The 22623-nt window shown below is 51.2% G+C and carries 27 protein-coding genes and 2 pseudogenes; 3 read left to right on the top strand and 26 right to left on the bottom strand.

Annotated elements, in window-relative coordinates:
- Positions 1 to 67: 67 nt before the first annotated feature.
- From DW183_RS05190 to DW183_RS05165, 6 genes and pseudogenes are all read right to left on the bottom strand, one after another.
- Positions 68 to 955 (bottom strand): annotated as a pseudogene (locus tag DW183_RS05190) (VirD4-like conjugal transfer protein, CD1115 family); the annotation flags it as partial.
- A gap of 86 nt (positions 956 to 1041) precedes the next feature.
- A complete protein-coding gene (locus DW183_RS05185) occupies positions 1042 to 1449 on the bottom strand; it encodes a hypothetical protein (RefSeq protein ID WP_432633984.1) in 408 nt (135 codons plus the stop codon).
- A gap of 35 nt (positions 1450 to 1484) precedes the next feature.
- Complete coding sequence (locus tag DW183_RS05180; protein WP_425459037.1) at positions 1485 to 1658, bottom strand: transposon-encoded TnpW family protein; 174 nt, start codon at positions 1656 to 1658, stop codon at positions 1485 to 1487.
- A 64-nt stretch (positions 1659 to 1722) separates the two neighbouring features.
- Entirely contained in the window at positions 1723 to 2586 is an 864-nt protein-coding gene (locus DW183_RS05175; protein WP_118280943.1) for an ATP-binding protein, read from the bottom strand.
- Positions 2583 to 3317 (bottom strand): phage replisome organizer N-terminal domain-containing protein, encoded by a 735-nt coding sequence (locus tag DW183_RS05170; protein WP_118280942.1) that lies wholly within the window; start codon positions 3315 to 3317, stop codon positions 2583 to 2585. Before DW183_RS05170 ends, DW183_RS05175 begins: the two co-directional genes overlap by 4 nt.
- A gap of 113 nt (positions 3318 to 3430) precedes the next feature.
- Positions 3431 to 3829 carry a cysteine-rich VLP domain-containing protein gene (locus tag DW183_RS05165; protein WP_118280941.1) on the bottom strand — a complete coding sequence of 133 codons (399 nt, stop codon included), beginning with the start codon at positions 3827 to 3829 and terminating at the stop codon, positions 3431 to 3433.
- A gap of 126 nt (positions 3830 to 3955) precedes the next feature.
- Here DW183_RS05165 and DW183_RS05160 point away from each other — a divergent pair, with 126 nt between their 5' ends.
- On the top strand, positions 3956 to 4234 hold the full coding sequence (locus tag DW183_RS05160; protein ID WP_005924829.1) for a type II toxin-antitoxin system RelB/DinJ family antitoxin: 279 nt from the start codon (positions 3956 to 3958) through the stop codon (positions 4232 to 4234).
- Complete coding sequence (locus DW183_RS05155; protein ID WP_002596328.1) at positions 4231 to 4521, top strand: type II toxin-antitoxin system YafQ family toxin; 291 nt, start codon at positions 4231 to 4233, stop codon at positions 4519 to 4521. The genes DW183_RS05160 and DW183_RS05155 overlap by 4 nt, the downstream gene beginning before the upstream one ends.
- 77 nt (positions 4522 to 4598) lie before the next feature.
- Here DW183_RS05155 and mobQ read toward each other — a convergent pair whose 3' ends face one another.
- The 10 genes from mobQ to DW183_RS05105 form a co-directional block, all read right to left on the bottom strand.
- The gene (gene mobQ / locus DW183_RS05150) at positions 4599 to 6044 is read right to left on the bottom strand and encodes a MobQ family relaxase (protein ID WP_118280940.1); all 1446 of its coding nucleotides are present in this window, start codon (positions 6042 to 6044) and stop codon (positions 4599 to 4601) included.
- A 186-nt stretch (positions 6045 to 6230) separates the two neighbouring features.
- Positions 6231 to 6521 carry a DUF3847 domain-containing protein gene (locus DW183_RS05145; RefSeq protein WP_118280939.1) on the bottom strand — a complete coding sequence of 97 codons (291 nt, stop codon included), beginning with the start codon at positions 6519 to 6521 and terminating at the stop codon, positions 6231 to 6233.
- Positions 6522 to 6549: 28 nt separating this feature from the next.
- Positions 6550 to 7011: an RNA polymerase sigma factor gene (locus tag DW183_RS05140; RefSeq protein ID WP_118281357.1), complete on the bottom strand. Its 462-nt coding sequence runs from the start codon at positions 7009 to 7011 to the stop codon at positions 6550 to 6552.
- 10 nt (positions 7012 to 7021) lie between these two features.
- Positions 7022 to 7474 (bottom strand): RNA polymerase subunit sigma-24, encoded by a 453-nt coding sequence (locus DW183_RS05135; protein WP_118280938.1) that lies wholly within the window; start codon positions 7472 to 7474, stop codon positions 7022 to 7024.
- Between the two features lie 103 nt (positions 7475 to 7577).
- A complete protein-coding gene (locus DW183_RS05130; protein WP_007860240.1) occupies positions 7578 to 7991 on the bottom strand; it encodes an RNA polymerase sigma factor in 414 nt (137 codons plus the stop codon).
- A 465-nt stretch (positions 7992 to 8456) separates the two neighbouring features.
- Complete coding sequence (locus DW183_RS05125) at positions 8457 to 10265, bottom strand: ABC transporter permease (protein ID WP_118280937.1); 1809 nt, start codon at positions 10263 to 10265, stop codon at positions 8457 to 8459.
- Positions 10262 to 10945, bottom strand: coding sequence for an ABC transporter ATP-binding protein (locus DW183_RS05120; protein WP_118280936.1), 684 nt, complete (start codon positions 10943 to 10945; stop codon positions 10262 to 10264). Before DW183_RS05120 ends, DW183_RS05125 begins: the two co-directional genes overlap by 4 nt.
- Positions 10946 to 11054: 109 nt before the next feature.
- Positions 11055 to 12092: a sensor histidine kinase gene (locus DW183_RS05115; RefSeq protein ID WP_118280935.1), complete on the bottom strand. Its 1038-nt coding sequence runs from the start codon at positions 12090 to 12092 to the stop codon at positions 11055 to 11057.
- A gap of 8 nt (positions 12093 to 12100) precedes the next feature.
- Complete coding sequence (locus tag DW183_RS05110; protein WP_055168398.1) at positions 12101 to 12787, bottom strand: response regulator transcription factor; 687 nt, start codon at positions 12785 to 12787, stop codon at positions 12101 to 12103.
- Entirely contained in the window at positions 12780 to 12968 is a 189-nt protein-coding gene (locus DW183_RS05105; RefSeq protein ID WP_117751390.1) for a helix-turn-helix domain-containing protein, read from the bottom strand. The genes DW183_RS05110 and DW183_RS05105 overlap by 8 nt, the downstream gene beginning before the upstream one ends.
- A 144-nt stretch (positions 12969 to 13112) precedes the next feature.
- Here DW183_RS05105 and DW183_RS05100 point away from each other — a divergent pair, with 144 nt between their 5' ends.
- Positions 13113 to 13481 (top strand): helix-turn-helix transcriptional regulator, encoded by a 369-nt coding sequence (locus tag DW183_RS05100; RefSeq protein ID WP_005933665.1) that lies wholly within the window; start codon positions 13113 to 13115, stop codon positions 13479 to 13481.
- Positions 13482 to 13508: 27 nt separating this feature from the next.
- Here the strand turns inward: DW183_RS05100 and DW183_RS05095 are convergent, their stop codons facing one another.
- The 10 genes and pseudogenes from DW183_RS05095 to DW183_RS05050 form a co-directional block, all read right to left on the bottom strand.
- Entirely contained in the window at positions 13509 to 13808 is a 300-nt protein-coding gene (locus tag DW183_RS05095; protein ID WP_118280934.1) for a hypothetical protein, read from the bottom strand.
- 16 nt (positions 13809 to 13824) lie between these two features.
- Entirely contained in the window at positions 13825 to 14178 is a 354-nt protein-coding gene (locus tag DW183_RS05090; RefSeq protein WP_118280933.1) for a TnpV protein, read from the bottom strand.
- A 26-nt stretch (positions 14179 to 14204) separates the two neighbouring features.
- Positions 14205 to 16085: a recombinase family protein gene (locus tag DW183_RS05085; RefSeq protein WP_118280932.1), complete on the bottom strand. Its 1881-nt coding sequence runs from the start codon at positions 16083 to 16085 to the stop codon at positions 14205 to 14207.
- A 90-nt stretch (positions 16086 to 16175) separates the two neighbouring features.
- Positions 16176 to 17126, bottom strand: a pseudogene (locus tag DW183_RS05080) (type IV secretory system conjugative DNA transfer family protein); the annotation flags it as partial.
- Positions 17123 to 17593 (bottom strand): PcfB family protein, encoded by a 471-nt coding sequence (locus tag DW183_RS05075; RefSeq protein WP_012741698.1) that lies wholly within the window; start codon positions 17591 to 17593, stop codon positions 17123 to 17125. The gene DW183_RS05075 and the pseudogene DW183_RS05080, both read right to left, overlap by 4 nt.
- Before the next feature lie 91 nt (positions 17594 to 17684).
- Positions 17685 to 18734 carry a hypothetical protein gene (locus DW183_RS05070; RefSeq protein WP_118280931.1) on the bottom strand — a complete coding sequence of 350 codons (1050 nt, stop codon included), beginning with the start codon at positions 18732 to 18734 and terminating at the stop codon, positions 17685 to 17687.
- Positions 18735 to 18748: 14 nt separating this feature from the next.
- Positions 18749 to 19462 (bottom strand): antirestriction protein ArdA, encoded by a 714-nt coding sequence (locus DW183_RS05065; protein ID WP_003500154.1) that lies wholly within the window; start codon positions 19460 to 19462, stop codon positions 18749 to 18751.
- A gap of 4 nt (positions 19463 to 19466) precedes the next feature.
- A complete protein-coding gene (locus DW183_RS05060; RefSeq protein ID WP_055650122.1) occupies positions 19467 to 20552 on the bottom strand; it encodes a DNA cytosine methyltransferase in 1086 nt (361 codons plus the stop codon).
- The gene (locus DW183_RS05055; protein WP_003500157.1) at positions 20539 to 20895 is read right to left on the bottom strand and encodes a DUF7768 domain-containing protein; all 357 of its coding nucleotides are present in this window, start codon (positions 20893 to 20895) and stop codon (positions 20539 to 20541) included. Before DW183_RS05055 ends, DW183_RS05060 begins: the two co-directional genes overlap by 14 nt.
- A 309-nt stretch (positions 20896 to 21204) precedes the next feature.
- Positions 21205 to 22578, bottom strand: a complete 1374-nt coding sequence (locus DW183_RS05050) for a ParB/RepB/Spo0J family partition protein (protein WP_330416303.1) — start codon at positions 22576 to 22578, stop codon at positions 21205 to 21207.
- Between the last annotated feature and the right edge of the window lie 45 nt (positions 22579 to 22623).

Genomic DNA, 22623 nt, shown 5'->3' with positions numbered 1-22623 from the left:
TTTGATGGTTTTGGGTACAAAAAAAGCCGCCCACATCGGCGGCGCTTCGGGTCATCATGGCCCGAAGTTACACGAACTCGTCGCTGTCCAGATCATCGAAGTTCAACAGGTCAGCTTCTTCGTCTGTGTCGGAGCCGTCCACTTCGTACACCGTGTATTCGTCCTCCGGCTTTAGTCTCAATGGCCGGTGGCGGAACAGGCTTTCCAAGCGGAAGGCGTTTTTCTTTTTATCAAATTCGGCTGTGTACTTGTAATTCGGGTGCTTTTTCAAGTCATACTTCGGGGACAGGAAGGGCGGGAGTCCCCGAAGCTGCAAGATACATTTATCCCCGGGCATGGTGGTGATCTCGCTGGTGGTCATCAGCTCCCGGCCAAGCCGCTGCATATTCTGGCTGTAACTTTCAGACTGTCCACGGCTTCGGCCCTCGGTCTGCATAGAGATGGTGGCCTTGCCCAGCCAGTTTTCCGAAATATCCTTTAGGGTGGAAGCCTCCCGGCCTCCGAGGAATACGATACTGTCCATGTTGCCCATGATGGTTTCGGAATGGTCTTTGTACAATGCCTTGCACTGGCTCATTGCCTGATAAAAAAGCGTCAGGCTGATCTCACGGGAGCGGATGACGGCCACGATCTTTTCCAGCCCCGGCACCTGTCCGGTGTTGGCTGCCTCGTCCCACAGCACCCGCACATGGTAGGGCAGACGCCCGCCATAGGTGTTATCAGCCCGTTCACACAGAAGGTTGAACATCTGCGAAAAAGCGAGGGCAACCAAAAAGTTGTAGGTGGTGTCCGTGTCGCTGATAAGAAAGAACAGCGCTGATTTTTCATCCCCCAGCTTATCCAGCTCCAGTTCGTCATAAGACATGATCTCCCGAAGTTGGGGAATATCAAAGGGAGCCAGTCTTGCACCGCAGGAAATCAAAATGCTTTTGGCTGTCTTGCCAGAGACAAATTGTCAAGGACTTTTTCATCAAATTCACAAAAAATCCACAAAAAAGGTGCCAGAAGCACCGTATGGCTCCTGACACCTCGTTTGATAGATTACATTTTTCCGTTCAGCAGGTCTTTGCAGAGATACGCATAGTCTGGCAGCTGGTTGATATATGGCTCCCAGCGCCGCTTGATTTCGGCCAATTCCAGCGGATCGGCTGCTTCCAGTGCATGATCGTTGCCTGTCATATATAAAACATCCGTAGCAACATCATCCAAACACCTGCCGCAGAGATCGGCGGCTGATTCGATTCTGATACCGGTATCCACATAGACTGGATTGACGCCAATCGTCAGCCAGACATAGCCTACCTTGTCCGACCAGAGCAGTTCAAAATCAGGGCTTTGCCGCAGATGTTCCGCAAAGACCTCCTTTACTCGCTCAATTTCATGTTTTTCTTTTTCTGTGTAAAGCATTTTCGTATCCTCCTTGACAAAAATTTTGGTGCGTACCATCATCAGTTTAGCACAAGGCGGCTTCGTTTATCAGTCTGTCACATCTGCTGAATTTCATTTTTGAGCATACGCTTGATTTTATCGCTCATGGTTTCTGTGCTGGTATTGCTGAAATGGACATGAACCTTGTAGGTTGTCTTGCCGATTTTCTTTACCATCGCTGGCGTGTTTTTCGGCGCTCTGGACGCAGTAGCGGCGTCTGCCACCTGCATAGTACGGGGTTCTCTGTTCATGGCGCTCCTTTCTCCGAACGGGTCTGTGCCGCCCGGTAAAAAATCAGTCTTGCTTACTGTTTACAATGTCTTTTGCTGTCTGTCGGGTAGCACCGGCATTTTCTTCCCGGAAATTCTTCCCGTCAAAAAGAATCGGCGCACACCGTTCCAAAATACGGTCATAGATACGGGCGTGGGCCAGATCAGGCGGGTTTTTCAGCTCGGACAGTTTCAAGTTTGTTGTGATAATCATGGGCCTGCGGCTGCGGTAGCGGCTGTCGATGACGAAAAACATCTGCTCCATAGCATATTCGGTACTGCGCTCTACTCCCAGATCGTCAATGATAAGTAGGTCATACTCATTAAAGCTGGCGATAAAGTCGGCCCTATCCTCGGAGAACATCCCTGTCAGGCGGTTCAGGATGGTGGGAAAGTTCGTCATCAGCACAGGCACATCCCGGTCAAGCAGGGCGTTGGCGATGCAACCGGCGAAAAAAGACTTGCCGGTTCCCACATCCCCGAACAACAGCAGGCCGGTGTTGTTTTTATATGCCTCCTTCCAGTTCTCCACATAGGCGCGGGCCTTGTCCATCAATGGGTTTTGGCCGTTGTCGTTGGCAAAGGTGTAGTCATAGAGATAGCGGTCTTGCAAGCCCTGTGCCTTTCGGCGTTTGATACGCTCCATGCGGCGCTGCCGTTCTTCAGCAGCCTTGCGCTGTTCCTCGGCCTCCTGCTGGCACTGGCAGATGCAGCGGGGCATGAAGTAGCCTGGTTTTCCAAAGCATGGCACAACGGTCTGCCTCTGGCCGCCGCACTTCTTACAGTGAATGAGGCCGTCTGCCGGGTCTATGTACTCGTCCCCGGCCAGTTCCACACCGGCGGCTGCCTTGTCGATCAGCGCCCGGATTTCTGCGGTAATCTCAATCATACGGTTTCATCTTCCTCTACGCTGTAATCCCGGTTGCGGGTGGGCGGGGCTGCTTTCTTCGCGTCCTCACCGGCCCAGCGCCGGATGGTGGCGGCATGGCTCTGATACCGCTTGCCGGTAGAAGCCATGTACTCGGACAGTTTTTCGATGTACTGTTCCCATACAGCAGGAAAGCTGGCCTGCAAGTTTGCCATTTCCTCGTCCGTCAGGAAAACATTCTGGTAACGGCCATAGGCGCGGGCGGAGCGTCCCTTCTCTATCTCTCTCTTTATCTCTATCTCTTTCTCTAACTCTATCTCTATCTCTGGTGGACGAATGTCGGACAAATGTCCGCCGTTTGTCCGGGGCGCAGAAAGAGCCTTATTTTGGAGCCTCGCAGCCCGCTTTCGCTCAGCCTCGGTAGAGGACTGGCCGATTAAAAGTTCGATGTTGCTCATGTAGAATGTGCCGCTGTCCAGCACCTCCACAAGACCCAGCTTCAAAAAGATTTGCAAGGCTCTCTCCACAGTGCCGATCTGTTGGCGGGTAATGGTGGCGATCATCTGCGCCGTGTAAGGAATGTCCTCGTCAAGCTGGAGCCGTCCGCCATGTTTCAGCGATTTCAGATACAGCTTGAGCAGAATGTTGGAATACAGCACACCATCCTGCATACTTTCCAGCAGCACGATGGAATCATCGTCAAAATAGTTTTCTTTGAGTTTCAGGTAATAATATTTTCGGTTGTCTGACATAGGGTTCCTCCTTGGGGTTTCTCTTGGGATTCTGTACGCATTTTAAGGCCGTTTTATGGGTCGGAGGATAAATCTATCAGCCTGCCTTTGACACCCTCGAAAAAATCCTTGATTTACAAGGGTTTTTCAGCCCCTAAAGCGTGACATTTCTCCCGTTGTTTCCGCTTGCGCTTTGCGGCATTGATCCGCTTCATGCGTGCGGCACATTCCGGGCAGTATTTGGCCCGGTTGGAACCGGGGGTAAACAGCGCCCTACATACGGCGCACCTCTTCGCATTCATCCGGTGGAACAGCGCCGTTTCCAGTTCCTTATCCTGCGGCAATACCGCCGCCCGAAACCACCTGCACAACAGGGAGTAGGAAATAGACTGGACACAGACACATTCCTCCCCATCGTCCAGGGCGATACAGTTTCCGTCGATGTAGTTACAACACTCATGCACCAGCCTCCGCACTCTGCGGTACTGGCGGTAATCCATGACGGGGATAGGTTCAGACTTATTGTTCTTCATAAATGATTTCTTTCATAAAGTTGGTAACCTCCTTAAATGAATTTATTGTTAAATATTCGTGCAAAGTATTGTTTTCTTCGTGCAAATGGCATATACTATAATTGCCAGCAGAAAGGGGTTGATCGTATGGCTGGAAATACCACAAACATCAGTATCCGCATGGACGCAGATTTGAAAGCGCAGGCGGACGCACTGTTTACTGAGCTTGGCATGAACCTGACTACGGCGTTTAACATCTTTGTGCGCCAGTCGCTTCGTGAAGGCGGCATTCCCTTTGAAGTAAGGCTGGAACAGCCGAACAAAGAAACGGTTGCTGCCATGCTGGAAGCGGAAAGGATTGCAAAAGACCCGTCTGTAAAGGGCTACAATGACCTTGACGAGTTATTTGCTGACCTGAAAAGATGAAAGAAACCAAATATACCGTCAAGTACACGACCAGTTTCAAAAAAGACTACAAACGAGCCATCAAGCGTGGCTTGAAGATCGAACTGCTGGAGCAGGTCGTAGCATTGCTGGCAATGGGCGAACCGCTACCGGATAAGAACCGTGACCATGACCTGTCCGGCGATTGGGCAGGCCATCGAGAATGTCATATTCTCCCGGACTGGCTGCTTGTCTACCGCATAGAGGATGATGTTCTGGTGCTGACGCTGGCCCGCACCGGCACACACAGCGACTTGTTCGGCAAATAAACAGTCTGCCGCCGTATGGGGAAACCTGTACGGCGGTTTTTCTGTGTGCAAAAGTATGTCGTGAAACGCGGTAGCCCTTACCGCTCCGACTCCCGGTCGTGAGACTTGTCCCGTTCCTGTCTGGACAGCTGCTCGGCGGTTTTGCGGAGCCGTTCCACTGCTTTCAAATCCTCCCGCATGGATTTCATGGCAAGCGTGTCCGTCTGCTTTCCAGCGGCCAGCTGGTCGATCTCCCGCTGCCATGCCTTCGGGGTGATCCCCTCGCCGCTGTCTTTCAATTCTTTCAGATACCGGGCCGCTGCGTCATACAGAATCAGTTCCCGGCTGTGGCGCTGTTCAAACTGTTCCCGTTTTTCCGGCTTTACTTTGACAAGCTGCTTGTGGATGGACTTGTACTGGTTGTACTGTTCCCACATCTCCCCGCGTTCGGTAAGAATGGCGATCCGGCGCTCAGCCTTGACGATCTTTCCCCGCAGGTCATAGTAACATCTGTTCATATCAGCGATTTTTTCATGAAGCTGCTGCATAGACTGGATGCCGTTTGCCTGCAAAAAGCTGAATAGTGCAGCGCTTTCCTGCAAAGCCCGGATTTTGCCGGTGCGGGTGCGGGGAGCGTTCAACTGCTGCTGGGCCTCCCACAAGGCGGTCAAGCTGCTTTGCTGTGTTTGTGGTTTTTCCGCTTCGGCTTTCGACCAGCGATAAAGCCGAGTAATGCGGGCTTTGATTTCTTTCAGCAGCTTGTTGTCGGCGGCGATCTGCCGGTTTACTTCGCCCTTGTCGGTGCGGATACCGCGCTTTTCCATTTGGCTGGCGGCTGGCCCCAGGTGGACAGAGGGGATTTTATCAATGCCCTGTCGCTTGTAGCTGCGGTGGTCTACCAGGGCAGGCTGACCGGCTGCCTCCAATGCCCGGTTGGTGCAGGCCGCCCATGCCGCCCGCCAAATCTCCACATTCCCTTTGTCGTTCCAGTCGGTGGTGTCCTCCCGGTGGTTCTTCCAGCCGCCTTTCCCGTCCGGGATACGCTGGCCGTTTTCGTCCAGGTCGTATGCCTTGCGGCACTTTGCGCCCCACTGTCCATTTTCTTTCAAAGGCCGGAGCGTCAGCATGATATGGACATGAGGGTTGCCGGTTCCCTTGTCATGGATAGCAAAGTCGGCGCACATTCCTTTGTCTACAAAGTTGTCCTTCACATAGGACCGGACAAGGGCAAGCTGCTGTTCTATGGACAGTTCGCGGGGCAGAGCCGCCTCGATCTCGCGGGCAAGCTGGCTGTCCCTGGCTTTCTCGATCTGCTCCACGCTGTTCCAGAGGGTGGAGCGGTCTGCAAACTCTGGCGGGGCGTGGGCAGGCAGCATGATCTCCGCATGGACAATGCCGCCTTTCCGGGTGTAGTCGTGGGTCATTCCATCCCATTCATTTGTCAGCTTGGTTCCGCTGCGGTAAGCAGCTGCGGCAACAGCAGAACGGCCCGCGCTGCGCTTGATGATACTGACGGGGATATGACAGAAATCTATGGGGAACACCTCCTTTCAGTGAGGGGATAACAGGCTCTGTGGAGCCGGACAAACGCAAAGCGGGTGTCTGGCTGCGCAGAGCGCACAAGGGGTTTGGGGAGCGTAGCGCCCCATCGCGGACGAAGTACGCAACAGCCCCGGCAGGGCGCACGACACCGGCAACGGTGTATAAGTGCGCCCTTGTAAACAAGGGACTTATGGCGTGTCCCCGGATTTTGGCAGGTTTGCAGTCAATTCCGCAGCCCCCGGAAGATGGGACAGGGCAATCAGAAATGTTTTGACCTCCGCGCCGGAAAGGTCGGGAGCCAGCGGGAAAATCCCCTCCAAAATGGCTCCGCGCTCAATCAGGCGGCGGGTGCGAACCCTGCGTTCTTCGTTCCGCTGCTTGTTCTCCAAAATCTTTTTTCGGTTTTCAAGCTGCCGAATCTCCTTCAGGATTTTCTCCCGTTCTTCTTTTTGGGGGTGGGCTGTAATTTTTTCGTTCATGTCAGGCACCTCTTTTCTTCGGAAATACTCATAGATTGACCGTCCATTTCTGTCGAGCAAAGTACCGGCGCAGCCTCCGCAGTGCGGCATGGATGGATTTTCCCGCCTGTGATGGTGTGATACCCTCCATTGCGGCAATATCTTTCACTTTCATACCCAGCATATAGCGGGCGTGGACACGGCGGGCCTGCATAGGCGGCAGGGAGGAAATGGCTTCGTACAATCGCCGTATCAGTTCTTCGTATTCGGCTAATTCTTCTTTTTCTATCAGGTAGTCCTCCGGCGATGGCTGCGCCCAGCCGATGGCGGCATTTTCAATTCCATCGTTACAATCGAGGGAGTAAAACGCCTTATACCGGAACATCTTGCGCTCTCTGGAAGCCTCGGCCCTCTTATCCAGAAGAAACGCTTCGACGATCTCATCGGACACCTCCAAAAAAATGTCCTCTTTGCAAAATGGATAATATTGTTTGAGATTGATGGTCTGCATAGGCACGCCCTCACTCTGTTTGGAAAAGGCCATCATAGCAACGGCGCATATTCCGCAGCCCCCGACGGATGGAAACGCTGACCTTGCTGCTGTGGACGCCCTCTATCCGAGAGATTTCCGGCTGCTTGATACCAGCAATGTAGTAGGCGTGAACACGGCGGGCCTGTGTCGGAGTGGCATGAGCCAGAGCCACCAGCAGAGCTGCAATCAGGTATAGGCGGGTGGTCATTTCTTCTCGTTCCAGCAAAATATCTTCCGGCGATCTGCTGTGTTCCAGTGCGTAATTTTCCAGCCAGCTGTATGCGTCCAGAGAGTAGTAGGCGCTGTGGTAGACTTTCCGACGCTCATAGTTCTCCATCTCCCGCTTGGCCTGATACATCGCTGCCCATACCTCGTCCGTAACATCCACAAACTCGTCATGCCGGTAGTGGGGATACATCCACCGCAGATTGATTGTTTTCATAGGCTTACCTCCTGAAAATTGGAGAGGCGGGCAGCTCGTCCGCTGTCCGCCCCTCGCTGAGATAAGGGAAATGATCCCTTTCACTTGGTAGCCAGAAAACAGGTCATTCGTTAAGCCTGTTCTCAAAGAAATTTATAAATTTTTTTCTGACCGCCTCCACACTTTGATACACAGCCACTTTGGAGCAGCCGCACAGCACACCGATCTCTGCAAGGCTCAGCCCGTCAAGCGCATAGAGCAGGAACCGGCGGCGCTGGGCCTCGGTACAGGTGTCCAGAACAGCCATCAGCTCATGCAGCGTTTCCATGCGGCAAAGGTATTCCTCCGGCGTTTCGCCGTAGACCCCTACACCCTCGGTGGTAATGATGTACTCGTCAAACTCCCGGCCATCCCAATGCCGCCGCTGTTCATGGAACAGGTTCTCCGTTTTGTGATCGGCCCGGTCAAGAAATTCATAGACTTCCAGCGTGACCTCCACAGCCACAGCTTGTCCGTTATAATTGATGGTAACTTCCATCTGCCTTTCCTCCATTCAGATTTTTTGGGTAAATCTGAATGAGGCGGCGGGGCGCGGCTCCGGGGATAAAATTCGGGCCATGCTGACCCGATGTTCCGGCTCCATAGGGACAAAAAAGTGCCCGGACGGCATAAAGCCATACGAGCGTAATGGAGTATATTTTGCTGTTTAGTTACATGGTATAGTGCATACTTCTGACCGCATTGCTCCGCTGCTGGGAACAGGCTTTTTTTAGCTGGTGCAGGTCATGGGTACTATGAAAAGAGGCAAAAATAGACACGGCGGCAATCCTCCTTATATGCCGCCGTGGATTTACACGGTGTTAGGTCGTCGTTATTTTAAGGTAGACGAAAAGAAACGGCGGCTCTGAAAATCAAAGCCGCCGCTTCATAGGCGCGTGAAAATGTGTCTGCTTTACGACGGCTTTTTTTCTTTTGCCGTCGTGCGGCAGATTAACATATGAAACTATAATTCATTGATGGTTGCAGTTATCGACATATTACGAATCCGTTTTGCCGGAGTATACACAGCCGCGATTGCCGCAATCGAGACAAACAAAAGAATGACGCCCAAAGAGGTAATTGGAAACTGCCATAACGCAGATGGAAAATGTCCTGCAATAAGGAAATCATACAGCAGCTTGCTAAGCGGCAAGCCAATAGCACAGCCAACAACGCACCCCAAAACAGCATAAGTGAATGCTTCGCAAGCAATCATTTTTGTCATTTGCCGTTCATCCATTCCTACTGCACGCATAGCCCCGTATTGCTTCATTCTGGTAGACACACTCATGGAAATACTGTTGATGATATTCATTACCGTTACCAGTGCAATAATTGCCAAAAACGCATAAACACAGAAAACAAAAGCCATATAAGTTCCCGTCGTACGCTCGTCGCGTTTATCCCGAAAACTATATGTTTTATCTACGGAATTTTGGATTGCCTGAACATTTTCATCCGTAACATTCCCCGCTGTCTGTATCAGCACAAGAGAATAATCATCATTCCCTGTTAAACGGATAAATGTTTCTCCGGAGGTAATCAATGTGAGTTTTCCGTTTGTCAATCCATCCTCGCTAAAGGGGTCATTTTTTAACAATCCAGCTATGGTAAGGGTTTCATCCCCAATTTGAACAGTGTCGCCGATTTTCCATGTACTGTCCTGATCGGATGTTGCCAAAACAAAGAGACTGTCTCCATAAACTTTGGACAAATCACTCCCCCTTTTCAAAGCACCATCTTTTTTCAGACATTGCAAATCAAAATCATCATAAGAAATCAGGTCGATTGTACCGGAAAATCCGGTATCGCCATCTAATCTGGCAGGAACATCAAACGCACTACGCCGCCCGTAAACCTCTCTCACTCCATCCATTTCACGGATGGATGCAAGCAGTTCCCGAGGAATCGCATTACCGTCAGCACTTGCAATATCAATATCTGATGTGGCAGCTGACTGAGGTATCAAATAATCCACGAAATCGATCATAACGGAAAAGCTCAAAAATAAGATGATGCTAAGTGCAAAAGAACCTGTCATCAGGAATAAATTTTTCTTCCCGGAGACCGCATGGCCGATACCGAGAAGGGCTTCAATCTTTCCGAATCCTGTATACTGGGAATGACGCATTGTTTTTCCGTGGTCTGCATTTCCAGACACCGCTGTGATAGGAGATACCTTCGCGGCATGTTTCGCCGGAGCATTTGCGGCGATCAGTACAGTAATCAGTCCAACAAAGATACCGCAGGCAATGCCAAAAATACTGATACCAAAGAGGGGAATATCAGAAAATTCTTCTCTGACTACAAAGCGCAGTACCGCACACAGCCCCCATGTTGTAACAACCCCTAAAATAAGACCGATGGGTACAGCCGTTTTGCACCAGTTCAATGCCTCCAGACGAACAAACCGAATAATCTGCTGCTTACTCATACCAATGCAACGCATCATTCCAAAAAATTTGGTTCTCTGGGCAACGCTGCTGTTCATACTGCTGGAAATCATCAAAACGCCTGCAACCAAAATCAACAGGAACAGAACAACCGCGACAGAAAGAAGGGTTTGTCCCATTGAACTGCCGAGTAAGTCTCCAATAGAGAAACTTCCATGCTTACCAACCAATCGAGCCTGTTCCATCCGAAAACCCATTTCTGCCATACTGAATACTGCTGTTACCATAAACACAGCAAATACAATGCAAAGCAGCGTCATACGATTTTGTCGGCGGTGAACTTTAGCGGAGATGGGAATGAGACTAAGATAGCTTTTCATTCACGGCACCTCCCAAAATCAGTCAAAGTGCCATCCGATACCTGTAATACCCGGTCTGCCGTTTGCGCAATACTGCGGTTGTGGGTAATCATAATGATGGTCTGCTCGTATTTTTTCGATGTTTCTTTGAGCAATGCTATGACCTCACTGCTGTTTTGTGAGTCCAAATTTCCTGTTGGCTCGTCTGCCAGAATCAGAGAAGGACGGGTAATCAATGCGCGGCCAATCGCCACTCTCTGCTGTTGACCGCCGGAAAGCTGACTGGGTAAATGATTACGACGATCTTTCAAATTCAAAACCGTCAGCAGTTCCTCCAAATATCTCTTATCCGGCTTTTGATAATCCAGCAACAGCGGAAAAATAATATTTTGTTCCACCGTCAACTCCGGGATAAGGTTAAACGCCTGAAAGATAAAGCCGATATTCCTGCGTCGAAATACCGTCAGTTTTCGGTCATTCATGGAAAAAATGTCCTTGCCATCAATCAACACCTTGCCCGAAGTTGGCACATCCAAAGCACCAACCATATTCAGCAGTGTGCTTTTGCCCGAACCAGATTCTCCGACGATTGCCACATATTCTCCCTTAGGAACAGAAAAGCTAACATTCCTAAGCGCTTTTACAGCAGTTTCACCGCTGCCATAGGTCTTACAAATATTCTTGACCTCTAATAAATTCATAGTGCAAACACCTCTTTCTTATGTTCTTGCGATGTAGACAGGTAAGCTTCATTTCCTGTCTACGATTGAAAGAATAGCACTGAAATATTACTGTAACCCTACAATCATCCTACAATTTTGTAGGAATCAGAAAATTTATCGTGAAACTTGTCCCTCTGCCCAATTCACTGTCTACCTCGATTGCTCCTCCATGTGCTTCAATGACTGCTTTCGCAAGCGGAAGGCCGAGACCAATACCCTGTGTATCTTTTGAAAAACGGCTGCGATAAAAACGCTTGAAAATATGGTGTATATCTTCCGGGTGGATACCACATCCATTGTCCTTTACCACAATTTGAATACCTGATGGCAACGCCCTCCATGTAATGCCAATGACATCACCATTTTCCGTATGGTCAAACGCATTTTTCACAATATTGTCGATTGCCTCAGACAACCAATCACGATCACAGAAAAGAGAAAGATGATCTGAGCCAGACAGAATGATTTTCTTCTTTTCCTGTCTGGCTCTATATGCAAAATGCAGTTCAATATCCCGCATCATATCCGCCACATTCTCTGTGGTTTTTTCCAGCACGATGGCACCGGCATCCAGTTTTGTAATCTTGAGCAAGTTTTGCACCAGCGTTTCAATGCGGTCAAGTTCCTGTTCGGATAAATCAGCAAATTCCTTTACCGCACTCAATTCCATATCCCCGTCTTGAAGCAGACCATTATAAATATTCAAAGCAGCCAGCGGTGTTTTCAGTTGGTGGGAAATATCAGAGATTGTATTTTTCAAAAATTCCTTTTCCCGGAGTTCGTTATCTGCGTGAGCATTTAAGACAGCGGCCATAGAATTGACAGTATGAAACAACCGATATAGCTCGCCTTCCTCATCACATTCAATACGGGCATTGTGATCGCCGTCAAGATACGCTTGAAGCTGTGATACCGCCTGTTCCATGACTTGATTTTGCTTTTTGAAATAAGAACAACCCACCGCCAATATCGCTCCTCCTGCCAATACGAAAACAAGCAATAGGAACAAAGAAAACCGCTGATAGCACAACCATAAGAACCCTTGTGTCAACAGAAGGGAGGCCACCCAAATAACGGATACTGCAAGAAACAATTTTTTGATTTCTTTGTTTGCAAATATTTTCATAGGCCACCTCACCCAATCACATTCCATTTGTATCCCATTCCCCGAACTGTCAGGAGCATTTGCGGTTCACTCGGATTATCCTCGATCTTTATACGCAGCCGCCTCATATATACGGTAAGGGTACTGCTGTCAATATAATTCCCATCGCAATCCCATAGCTTATCTAAAATCTGTTCTTTGGTAAGTACCATGTTCGGGTTTCTCATAAATAGACACAGCAACTTATATTCTGCGGCAGTCAAATCCAATAGCTTTCCATTCTTAAACGCCTGCCCTTGCAGCAAAAGCACTTTCATTCCGTTGGATTCCAGTTGTGTATCTGCGGAGCTGAAATCTTTTGCCCGACGAAGCAGTGCATTTACTCTGGATACTAACACTCCCAGCTTAAACGGTTTTGTAATATAATCATCTCCACCAATGTCCAAACCCATGATAATGTTCATTTCTTCATCTGCCGCCGTCAAAAAAATGATGGGGACTTTGGAAACTTGCCGCACCTTTTTGCAAAATTCAAATCCGGTGCCATCCGGCAGGGATACATCAAGCACCAGCAAATCATATTTTCCATCCATCCACAAACTATCTGCTTCTTTGAGGGTTCTGGCAACAACTAATTCAAATCCTTGTTTTTTGAACGCAAAAGAAAGCCCGTTAATCAGGCTCAAATCATCTTCAAGAAGTAATATATTACTCATGCTTTTGCTCCTTTCCTTGTTTTGTCCGGCCATCAAGCGGCTTCTCCGCAGTTTTAGGGAGCAGCCAAACACCGGCCATTTTCACAGCGCCGGGGATACGCCCACCAGCACAATAATAATTTACCCTACGAGGTGTCACGCCCCACTTCTCGGCGGCCTCTTTTAATGTCATATAGTCCATTTCGCACCTCCACAGAGTACATTATAGTTCTCCTTCTCGAACAATGCAAGAAACGGAATGTGAATTATAAACTTCAACCAACCTGCATATAGCAACATTCCACGGGCAAAGTATGAATTATACAATGTAACTGGGTGATGTTATATGGCGAAAGTTGAAGATTGTCCCGGTTTTGAAACCTTCGGCGCAGATGTCAAAGCCGCACGAGAGGCAAAGCGTCTGGCACGAAAAACATTGGCAGAAATGGTTGGGATTGAATGGCGGTATCTTGCCAACATTGAGAATCAAGGTGCGATTCCGAGCCTGCCTGTGATGATCCAGTTGATTAAGGTCTGCGGACTTCCCGTGGAACGGTATTTTAACCCGGAGATCATGCGAGAAGAAAGCGAACAGCGGCAACGGGTCAGCCACAAGCTGAAGCTTTGCCCTGAAGAATACCTGCCGATTATCGAAGGTGCCATAGACGGGGCGCTCAAAATGGAACAGACTGCGAAGCAGAAGGAGGACGCATAATCGCGGCCTCCTTCTGGCGTTTCTATATCAAGTTTCCCGGCACTTTTCCCAAAGTTCCCGGCACCTCTGCTGGATTTCTGCGGTTTCTGTCACAGTCAGGTCACGGTCATTTCCGGTAATCTTATCTTCCAGAAAGTTAGCGTATGTACCCAACAAAGCGTTCCGTAAATCCTCCGGGGTTTTCTGTATTTCGGCGCTGTACCAGTCATTCCGGTGGGGTTCCCATGCCATCAATGTATAACCGTGGCTGGTCTGAACCACCTCATACAGAGGATCATCATCCAGATATGCCTGAAACACTTTCAAAACCTTTTCAAAGGTCAGCACTTCCCGCACCTCCCATTCAGCTGCAAATCAGTTCCCTGATTAAAATTTCCTCAATCTGTGCCGTTAATGTGTTCATCAGCCCCACCCAACGCATAGGATCACAGGCTTTCAGTTCCTCAGTGACACCCGCAGCCTCCATCATGTGAGGCAACATGGTGTCCACGCGCTCCTGCGCTGTCCGATCAATCTCTAACAGGTGCGGATACAGTTTCTCGCTCATCAGCAGTTGGTTGTAGAGAATAGGACGGTGTTCCTTCAGGTAGGACTTTCGCATCCTGCCGTACTTGCCGATAGAAGTTTCCGGCTGCACAGAAAGTTTTAGGTTGGGTATATCATAATCTCCGCAACGAATGTAAGTCAACTTACTCATATTCATTCTCCTTTGCTCCATGATGATTAGACTGCTGCGCTGGTTGCTATGCTACCTTTGTGCGGTTCTTCTTTCGGCAGCTGCCCGACAGTAGAAAAAATACCTTTTTTCATATCCTCAGCCCGGATCAGGGCTTTCTTAGCGTCCATTTCCACTTTTTTCTTCGCCTTGATTTTGTCCTCATACCGTTTCTGTGCGCCGCTGGCTTTCCGCTTCAAATAATTCTGATGAAGTCTGTCCTTGCGTTCTTCTTTTTTTCGCAGTTCTTCCTGTTCCTCCGGGGTTAAAGGAACCGGCTGTAAAGATGGTGGGATATAGCGTCCTAAAAAATTGAAGTAGATTTCAATTTCCTGCGTGGTGTCCTGACTGCCTTTTCGGGCGCGTTCGTGGACAAGGATTTTCTCTACAAACTCGTTGAGCATGGTGTTTGTCAGAGTGTCAAAATTCTCGTACTTATCAATCAGGGCTATAAATTTCTCCGCTGATTTCTGGCTCTGTTCGTAGCCGGTAACAGCCTTTTCCAGCTCCACAATTTCGATCTCAAGTGCGTCCTGCTCTTTGGCATACTGTGCATCAAGCGCCCTATATCGTGCATCCGGCAGTTTGCCGAGGGCGTTGTCCTCATAGATTTTGCAAATCAGTTTTTCCAGTTCTCCGGCTCTCTTTTGAGCAGCGGCCAGACGCCTGCGCTTTTTCGTTATATCGGCATTCTGTTGGGCAACCTGCGTTTCCTGAACGGTGTGAATAAATTCCGTCCGGTCATTTCTGGAATATTCAGCGATAGCCCGGAGCGTGTCGGAAACCAATGTCAGAACAGCACTCTCATTGATACGGTGTTGTGTAGGGCATAGTGTCCCACACGGAACTTTGGTATAATTGGAACAGGTATATTGAGAAATCCGCTTGCCATTGTTGGTGCGGTGGACATACATCTTGCCGCCACAATCGGCACAATAGAGCAAGCCTGTGAGGGGAGCCGCTTCGCCCCAGCCGTTTGGATAACGCCGTACATTGCTGCGGATTTTCTGCACCAAATCAAAGGTCTGCTGGTCGATAATGGCTTCATGGGTATTCTCAAAGATCGTCCACTCGTCCTCAGAAACATAGTGGCTTTTCTTGTCCTTAAAGTGCTTGCGGGTCTTGAAATTGATGGTGTGTCCCAAATACTCTCGTTTTTTCAAAATGTTCACGATGGTAGATGCTCCCCATCCATACGGGTCTTTGACCGGCTTTGAACGGTTCACACCCTCATTGAAGCGGGCAAGGTGTACGACAGGAATTTCAATCCGGTCTGTGGATAGTTTACAAGCAATCTGATAAGGCCCATATCCCTCCAGCGTGAGAGAGAAGATACGGCGTACCACTTCGGCGGCTTCCTCATCTATCAGCCAATGTTCCCGCTTTTCATCCCACAAGTAGCCGTAAATCACGGTGCCTGTCAGGTGCTTGCCGCTCATGCCTTTTGACTTAAACACAGAGCGGATTTTCCGGCTGGTATCACGGGCGTAAAATTCATTCATGATGTTGCGGAACGGGGTAAAATCGTCATCGCCTTTCAGACTGTCCACACCGTCGTTGATGGCAATCAGACGAACGCCTCGCTGCCGCAAAACCTCCATAACTTGACCGACCTTCAGATAGTCGCGTCCTAACCGGCTCATGTCCTTGATGACGATTGCCTCTACACGCCCTGCCTCCACTTCCTCCATCATCGCCAAAAATCCGGGGCGGTCAAAACGGGTGCCTGAGATACCATCATCGGTAAAGTGCGTAGGGTTGGGCAGCCCATTCCGGCGGGCAAAATCCTCTAACATCTGTTTTTGGTTGGATATGGAGTTGCTCTCGCCCTGTAACTCATCGTCCCGGCTCAGGCGCTCGTACAGTGGGGTGATTTTTTCGCTTCTCATAGCTGTACCTCCTGAAACAAAAATGCTCTAAGTGATTGCTTTACTAACCATGACAAAATCATGATTAAGAAGTCACTTAGAGCATATATCACCGCTGGCGAGCTTGTATTTCTTATACTGCCTCACGGCGAAGTGCTGGGGGCTGCGGCGTTCCAGCCCGTCAAACATATAGTCCACCGCGTTTTTGAAGGTTTCGTCATCCTCCCGGACTTCCATGCTGTTTATCATTTCCACCAGCGTATTCATGTTGCGTTCTTCCTCCGGCCCCTCAAAGACGATGTAGGACACAAGGGCGCAGTACAAGAGGGTTTCTGCTTTTGTCCAGAACTCGTCGCCCTCCTTGCCGTCGCCTTTGGTGTTGGCAATCAGGGCGGTAACAAATTTCAAAACATCGCTTTCTGTCTTGATATAGGCCAGCGGATTGTAGTGCATGGATTTTGAAAAGTCGATACTGTTGAACACCCGCACCCTGTATTTCTCCCGTTGCAGAAACTGCCCGCACTGGTCGAGAGTGCCGCCCTTCGGGTCTACCACCACATACGAGGAATGGGCTTGAAGGATCTGCGGAGTCAGCCAGAACCTTGTCTTGCCCGAACCTGACGAGCCGATGACGCAGGCGTTTAGGTTCCGGGCATTGGCGGGTATCTTCGGACGGGTGTTCATGGTAAGGAACTCCGTCCCGGTCAGAATGACATTGTTCTGAAATTTAGGGTCAACAAATGGCTTTATATCTTCCTTTGTTCCAAAGCGGGCGGTGCCGTACTCCGCATCCCGCCGGAATTTTTTCGCCTGCCTGATCTTTGACTGTATCAGCAGATACATCCCAGCCGCACCGGCAAGGCCCACCAGCAGGTCAATACCTCCCAGCCCCGGCCAGTAGGTTTCAAAGGCTTTGGGGAAGGTATCAAGCATCCCCATGAGCTTTGTCCCGAAGTCTGTGCCGGGGGCGATCCGGTAGGCCGTCCCGATTTTGGAGAAGAACCAGAACACAAAGAGGTACGGCAGGTTTGGGAGCACATATTTTCTGATCTTGTCACTCAACGTCCGTCCTTCACCGCCTCTCTGGTCCGCTGCTTTTCCTTTGCCTGCGTCCTGATTTGCTCCGTGAATTTCCGAAGCTGACCGAGGATGGAAGCCTTGTCCTGCTCTTTGTTCAGCACCTTTGCGCTGTACTTCTGGAAGGCCGCCGTGATAGCGTCCGCCTGATTGGCTTTGAAAAACAGCAGGTAATGACCGGGGCTCACTTTATGGAAAGCGTAGTCCACATGGAACTCCTTCGCGATCCGGTCAAAATCCTTTGGAGCTCCCACATAGGGCATGGCACTTTTGCCGCCATAGTGGTTCATCAGCTTTTTCACGCTCTGGCGTCCCTGCGGGGTCAGCGCCTTCCGGTGGTGCTTTTGCAGCGCCCGAACCACCTTGCCAAGAGCGGCAGCCAGCACTTTTCCTGTGAGCTTCGTTGTCCTGATCGAAAGGGCAACCGTTTTTTGGTTTACTTCTTCCTGCATAAAACCTCCTTTCCGTCGGGGTTCCCGCTATCCGGGAGGCCCCCGTACAATCTCGGGGAACAGAAAACCTCGGGCCAATGTGGCCCGAGGCTTACCGCTCGGCATCTCTGCCGGACGGAGCTTTCTTTTCCGGCTCCGTCTGGACTTTTTCGTCCTGTTCCCGCATGGTCTGCAAGATAGAGGGCTTCTTTTGAAGTTGGGAGGGCTTTTCGCCGGACAGCGGCTTGATACATTCCAGACGGTCAGCCGCCCGGATGGCGTTGTCCGTGAGCTGCCTCTGCCATGCGCCCACGCTGGGAGCCCAACGAAAGCCGCTGCTTTTCAGCTCGGCCCGGGTGTCCGCGTCAGGCTTTCCGTCAAAGAACACCTGCAAGCGGTTGTCCTCCCGGTTCATTTCCACACGACCCCCATCGAACTCCCAGCCGGAAAATTCCTGCTGTGCCTGTTTGGAAAGCTGTTCGATACGGGCCTTTACCCGGCGGATCTCCGCATTGTTGTTGGTTAGCTGGTAACTTTCAAAGGGCCTCGGGTCGCTTCGCCAACTTGACGCCATGCTTGCTTTCAGCTTTTCGATTTGGTCCGGCGACAGCAGCGCACAGCCGTCCAGCTTGCCATGCTTGCGGTAATAGGCGTTGACCTCCTTCATAATGAGCTGGGAGCGTTCCAGCCCGTCCAGCTTCTTCTGGAGCTTTTCAATCGCTGCCGGGTCATCGGCGCTGATCCCGCCCATGCCGGTGCTGCGTATCTTATCCAGCAGCCCTTGAATATGCCGCCATTCCTCCATGTTGCTGTCCCGGGCCCGGTTCTGCTTTTCCTTCTTTCCCACCGGGAAATTGGAAGGCCCGGCGATCAGCACAGAGGGAACCCTTGCGTCAATGGCAAAGCCTTGGTTCATGTTTTCGGCCAGCTTGCGGGCGTAGGTGTCTAACAGATGGTCGATCTTCTCATGGTACATGGGGTCCACCCGGGATTTCTGCTTTTCCGCTACGGCGGCGGCCTTGTCCACCATTGCCCGGTATTCCGCCGTTGCGCTCCCTTCCTTGTAGTCGGAAAAGCTGTTCATTTCTTTTGCCCGGCGGGCGGCTCCTTCATTGATAGGGTAATAGTTGATGGTATGCACCTCCTTTATGCTTCGGGCCATGCTGGCCCGAAGTCTTACCGTTCTTCATGGGAAGGCCCCGCCTTGTCCTTTTTCGGAGCGGGTGGGGCTTCTTGAAACCGTTTGAGTGTAGCGAGAATGGAGTGGACAGGCTCGGCCTTTTCAGGATAGGCAAATATCCGGTGTTCCGGCGGAATGTCCTGCGGCCCGTGGTAATACTCCTTGAAGCCCTCCGGGACTGCCGACACATACCCACCGGGAGCGAATACGCCGCCCTCGTTGATACGCACATCCCGCCCGTATGCCTCATAATCGAAGTAGTTCTGAATGTGCTCCGGTATGTCGATAGTCCCAAGCTCGTCGGCGTAAAGACGGCCCAGCCCTTCATCATCGGAAATATCCGGGTAAAAGCGGTAAAGGTCAAGGTTCTGCGTCAGGTTTATCAAATCCTTCACGCTCCTTGTGTGGTTTCCCAAGACAAGAGCGGCTTCAAAGGTTTCCAGTCCGCCCTTATCCCGTACTTCCAGCAGGGCGTGGCCCAGCTCGTTCAGCTCGTCGATGTTCTCACATTCGTAGAGATAATCGTAGAGCCCCAGCACATCACTGTCAAAGCTGGTAAAGAACACTTCGCTGTACCGTTTCCCGTCTATCCCGATTTTGGCAAGGGCGGCCTGCAACTCCTGTGTCGTCATGGGGAAATGTACCGTTGTCCCTACCTCAATCCCCATTAAGGGGTATAGGGCTGTATTGGTTATATAGGCTTCAAACATGGGCTCATTCCTCCTTTCCGGCCCGGTCAGCCAGCACCTCATAAATTCCGGCCATAATGTAATCGGCGCAAGGGAGGGCAATCGCGTTTCCCAGTGCCTTGTAGCGTTGCAGAGGCCGGATCTCCACGCCGTCCGCCCCGTACTTTGTCCAGCCCTCTGGCAGCCCCATCAGCCGTTCGCTTTCCGTTTCCGTCAGAAAACGGATACAGCCGCCCTTCGGGTCGCCCTCATACCAGAAGGCAAAGGGCGTTACATCACTGGCTAAAAGAGTGGGAAAAGGGTCAGTTGGTAATCCGAAGCTGTTTCGGAAGGCCGTTTCTTCCTGCCTTTTTGCCGCTCCCCGCATACGGAAGCACTGAAAGGGGTGGATGACTGGTATCTGCCGCCCTGTTTCAAAAGAAGCTGTTCGATCTCCTTCGGCGGCGGCCCACCCGCCCTCTCCGCAAGGCGGAGGAAGTGGGAGCATTGGACGGGGCTTAAATAGTATGTCTGCGGCACGTCTGCCTCCAAAATCCGCCACGACGAAAATCCGCTGCCTTCGTGCCAGCCTTCGGGAGCCTGCCCAATACTGGGCGTCCATGAGTCGCCAGCACACATCAGGCGTTCCCCCTCGCACCATTCCGGCGTTTCCCCATCTTCCCGAAGGAGGCATTGGAACTTCGGTGTCCGAGAAGGCGGATAAGACGGCTCTAAAGTCCATCCGGTCATTTGTAGAAAACGCTCCCATGACGTTTTCCCAAACAGCGATAGCTGGATATAGGTTATCAGTAGCATCCCTCATTTCCTGTATGATACGAAACGCCTGATAGAACAGGCTTGATTTTGCCCCGGCAAGGCCGGAGCGGTTGCCGATCAGAGAAAGGTTCTGACAGGGGGAACCGAAGGTAATTACATGAACCGGCGGGATTTTCCCGCCGTCCACCTTCGTAATATCCCCCAAATGCACCATGTCGGGAAAGTGCCTTTTGGTTATAGAGATGGGCGCTTTTTCAATCTCACTGGCCCATACCGGACGGATACCGCACCGGGAAGCAGCCAGAGGGAACACGCCAATCCCGTCGAAAAGGCTTCCCAGCTTAATGTCCGGCATGGCCCGGGGTGCCGTGTCCCTTCACGGCAAGCACCCCTTCCAGTGTGGTCGCCGCAATGCCCAGCCGCCCGGCAACCGCAATATCATTTTTTACATCCTCGTCCACAGCGCTGCCGCAGACAATCAGGGTGTGGGAGCGCCGCAGCATATCCCGGCGCATATCAATCCCAGCCTTGTGTTCCTCGGGAACGCTGTCATTCAAAAACAGCGGCAGATACAAGAGCGGGCAGATCGGGGAAAAGCCCGCCTCATAAGCAAGACGGCAGTAGTGGGCCGCCAGCTCCATATCAACATCCGGCTCGCCGCTCCATGCGGCGGTCAGGTATGCTAAAGGTCGTTTCATTGGTTGAGCCTCCATTTCTGTTTTGGTTTAGGGAAAAGCAAGAGTTCGCCCAACCCCTCCGCCCCTTCCCCCGGGAAGGGGAACGGCTCTGGAGAATTTATATCCCCGTCGCTTGACCGGGAAAAAGCATAACCGGGAGAAATCCGTCAAGGGTGCCTCTGGCACCGCCTGCGGCGGCGCTGCCCTTGACTGATTTTCCCGGCTATGCTACGGAATAACTGGCGACGGGGAATCATTTATATCTCCAGAGCTTCGGGGCGCGGGGCAGAGCCCCGCAATCCTCGGGCCATGCTGACCCGAAGTTTGGGCTTACTTTTCCTGTTCGGTTTTCTTCTCCGGCTTTTCATGTTCCTTCTGCTGACCCTTCCAGTCGTCCAGCAGCTTGATGATCTGGTCCTTCATTTCCCTCGGCGTAGTTTCCTTGCCGAAATACTTGCTCAGTTCCGCACCTGTCAAAATCACTTTGTCTACCTCCTTTTTGTCCTCCATCATAATGCCGTCGATCACATCCCCGTTGAGCAGCTTCTTTTCGTCCAGCTCACGCATACGCTTTGCCTGCGCCTGTGAAGGCGAGGACTGCTGGCTGTCAATGGCGACGGCGATATAGTTCTGGTTCTTCTTGCCGATATAGGAAAGCTCCACCGCCGTAGTAAAGCCCAGCTTTTTTTCATCCATCAGCTTCATTAGGTCGGGAACCAACTCATTGAGACGGATATACCGCTGCACCTGCTTGACCGCCATCTTATTGCGCTCGGCCACAATCTCGTTGGAGCGTTTGCCTGCGTCCTTCGGGTCAATCTGGCCCGAAGTGCGGGAGCCCTGGTGCTTGATAGCCTCAAGCTGCATTTTCAAGGCTTTGGCCCGCTCACTGGGGAGGATTTCTTCACGCTGGTTCAGATTATCCTCGACCATCTGGGTGATGGCTTCATCGTCTGTCAGGTTTCGGACGATACAGGGCATATCCGCATACCCGGCAAGCTCGCTGGCTTTCTGGCGGCGGTGGCCGGACACGATCTCATAGCCGCCATCCTCACGGGGACGGACGATAGCGGGCTGGGTCACGCCCTTGTCCTTGACGCTGGACACCATAGCCCGCATTTCTTCATCGTCCCGGACTTCAAAGGGATGGTTTTTGAAGGCGTGGAGCTCGTTCAGCTTGATATAGACGATCTGCTCCTTGCCCCGGCGTGGTGCATCCTGCGGCTTTTCGGATTCCTTCGGAGCGGGAGCGGCCTGTACCGTTGGAGCCGTTTTTTTCTCCGGTTCCTTTTTGACCACCTTTTCCGGTTTCTGTGCAGGAGCTTTGGGCTTCGGGGTTGCGGCCTTGTCCTTATCTGCTTTCGGGGGACGGCCCCGGCGCTTCGGCTGTTCCGGCTCTTTGGGTTTTTCCTCCGCTTTCTTCGGAGCCTCCGGCTGCTTTTCCGGTTTCTCCACTTTTGCCGGGTCAGGCTTTTCCACGCTGGGAGCTGCCGCCCGTCCCTCGACCTTTTTTTCCTTCATAATTTCAGCGAAGTTATAGACGGAAACCTGCGGGTTCTTTACCTCCGGTTCCGTCTTTTTTTCCGGCTCCGGAGAAACGGAAACCTTCTCCGGCTCTTTTGGGGGAGCGGGAGGCGTTTCCTTGCCCGGCCCGCTATCCGTTACCGGCTGTTCCGGCGTTTTTGTGGTTTTATCATCTGCCATAAGCATTTACCTCCTGTTTTTTGGCATGAAAAAAGAGGCTCAACT

This window comes from Roseburia sp. AM16-25 (genome assembly GCF_003473825.1).
GTDB classification, from domain to species: domain Bacteria; phylum Bacillota; class Clostridia; order Lachnospirales; family Lachnospiraceae; genus Pararoseburia; species Pararoseburia lenta.
The sequence above is the reverse complement of the archived record's forward strand: the minus strand, read 5'-3'. Positions and strand labels throughout refer to the sequence as shown.

Bases quoted from the DNA above. Each gene is read 5' to 3' on its own strand.
- DW183_RS05145 (WP_118280939.1), bottom strand. From the start codon at position 6,521: ATGAACGAAAAAATTACAGCCCACCCCCAAAAAGAAGAACGGGAGAAA.
- DW183_RS05175 (WP_118280943.1), bottom strand. From the start codon at position 2,586: ATGATTGAGATTACCGCAGAAATCCGGGCGCTGATCGACAAGGCAGCC.
- DW183_RS05110 (WP_055168398.1), bottom strand. From the start codon at position 12,787: ATGAGTAATATATTACTTCTTGAAGATGATTTGAGCCTGATTAACGGG.
- DW183_RS05075 (WP_012741698.1), bottom strand. From the start codon at position 17,593: ATGCAGGAAGAAGTAAACCAAAAAACGGTTGCCCTTTCGATCAGGACA.
- DW183_RS05115 (WP_118280935.1), bottom strand. From the start codon at position 12,092: ATGAAAATATTTGCAAACAAAGAAATCAAAAAATTGTTTCTTGCAGTA.
- DW183_RS05135 (WP_118280938.1), bottom strand. From the start codon at position 7,474: ATGAAAACAATCAATCTGCGGTGGATGTATCCCCACTACCGGCATGAC.
- DW183_RS05180 (WP_425459037.1), bottom strand. From the start codon at position 1,658: ATGCAGGTGGCAGACGCCGCTACTGCGTCCAGAGCGCCGAAAAACACG.
- DW183_RS05050 (WP_330416303.1), bottom strand. From the start codon at position 22,578: ATGGCAGATGATAAAACCACAAAAACGCCGGAACAGCCGGTAACGGAT.
- DW183_RS05185 (WP_432633984.1), bottom strand. From the start codon at position 1,449: ATGATGGTACGCACCAAAATTTTTGTCAAGGAGGATACGAAAATGCTT.
- DW183_RS05140 (WP_118281357.1), bottom strand. From the start codon at position 7,011: ATGCAGACCATCAATCTCAAACAATATTATCCATTTTGCAAAGAGGAC.
- DW183_RS05070 (WP_118280931.1), bottom strand. From the start codon at position 18,734: ATGGCCCGAAGCATAAAGGAGGTGCATACCATCAACTATTACCCTATC.
- DW183_RS05105 (WP_117751390.1), bottom strand. From the start codon at position 12,968: ATGGACTATATGACATTAAAAGAGGCCGCCGAGAAGTGGGGCGTGACA.
- DW183_RS05055 (WP_003500157.1), bottom strand. From the start codon at position 20,895: ATGAAACGACCTTTAGCATACCTGACCGCCGCATGGAGCGGCGAGCCG.
- DW183_RS05160 (WP_005924829.1), top strand. From the start codon at position 3,956: ATGGCTGGAAATACCACAAACATCAGTATCCGCATGGACGCAGATTTG.
- DW183_RS05155 (WP_002596328.1), top strand. From the start codon at position 4,231: ATGAAAGAAACCAAATATACCGTCAAGTACACGACCAGTTTCAAAAAA.
- DW183_RS05125 (WP_118280937.1), bottom strand. From the start codon at position 10,265: ATGAAAAGCTATCTTAGTCTCATTCCCATCTCCGCTAAAGTTCACCGC.
- DW183_RS05100 (WP_005933665.1), top strand. From the start codon at position 13,113: ATGGCGAAAGTTGAAGATTGTCCCGGTTTTGAAACCTTCGGCGCAGAT.
- DW183_RS05130 (WP_007860240.1), bottom strand. From the start codon at position 7,991: ATGGAAGTTACCATCAATTATAACGGACAAGCTGTGGCTGTGGAGGTC.
- DW183_RS05085 (WP_118280932.1), bottom strand. From the start codon at position 16,085: ATGAGAAGCGAAAAAATCACCCCACTGTACGAGCGCCTGAGCCGGGAC.
- DW183_RS05165 (WP_118280941.1), bottom strand. From the start codon at position 3,829: ATGAAGAACAATAAGTCTGAACCTATCCCCGTCATGGATTACCGCCAG.
- DW183_RS05060 (WP_055650122.1), bottom strand. From the start codon at position 20,552: ATGCCGGACATTAAGCTGGGAAGCCTTTTCGACGGGATTGGCGTGTTC.
- DW183_RS05170 (WP_118280942.1), bottom strand. From the start codon at position 3,317: ATGTCAGACAACCGAAAATATTATTACCTGAAACTCAAAGAAAACTAT.
- DW183_RS05090 (WP_118280933.1), bottom strand. From the start codon at position 14,178: ATGAGTAAGTTGACTTACATTCGTTGCGGAGATTATGATATACCCAAC.
- DW183_RS05120 (WP_118280936.1), bottom strand. From the start codon at position 10,945: ATGAATTTATTAGAGGTCAAGAATATTTGTAAGACCTATGGCAGCGGT.
- DW183_RS05065 (WP_003500154.1), bottom strand. From the start codon at position 19,462: ATGTTTGAAGCCTATATAACCAATACAGCCCTATACCCCTTAATGGGG.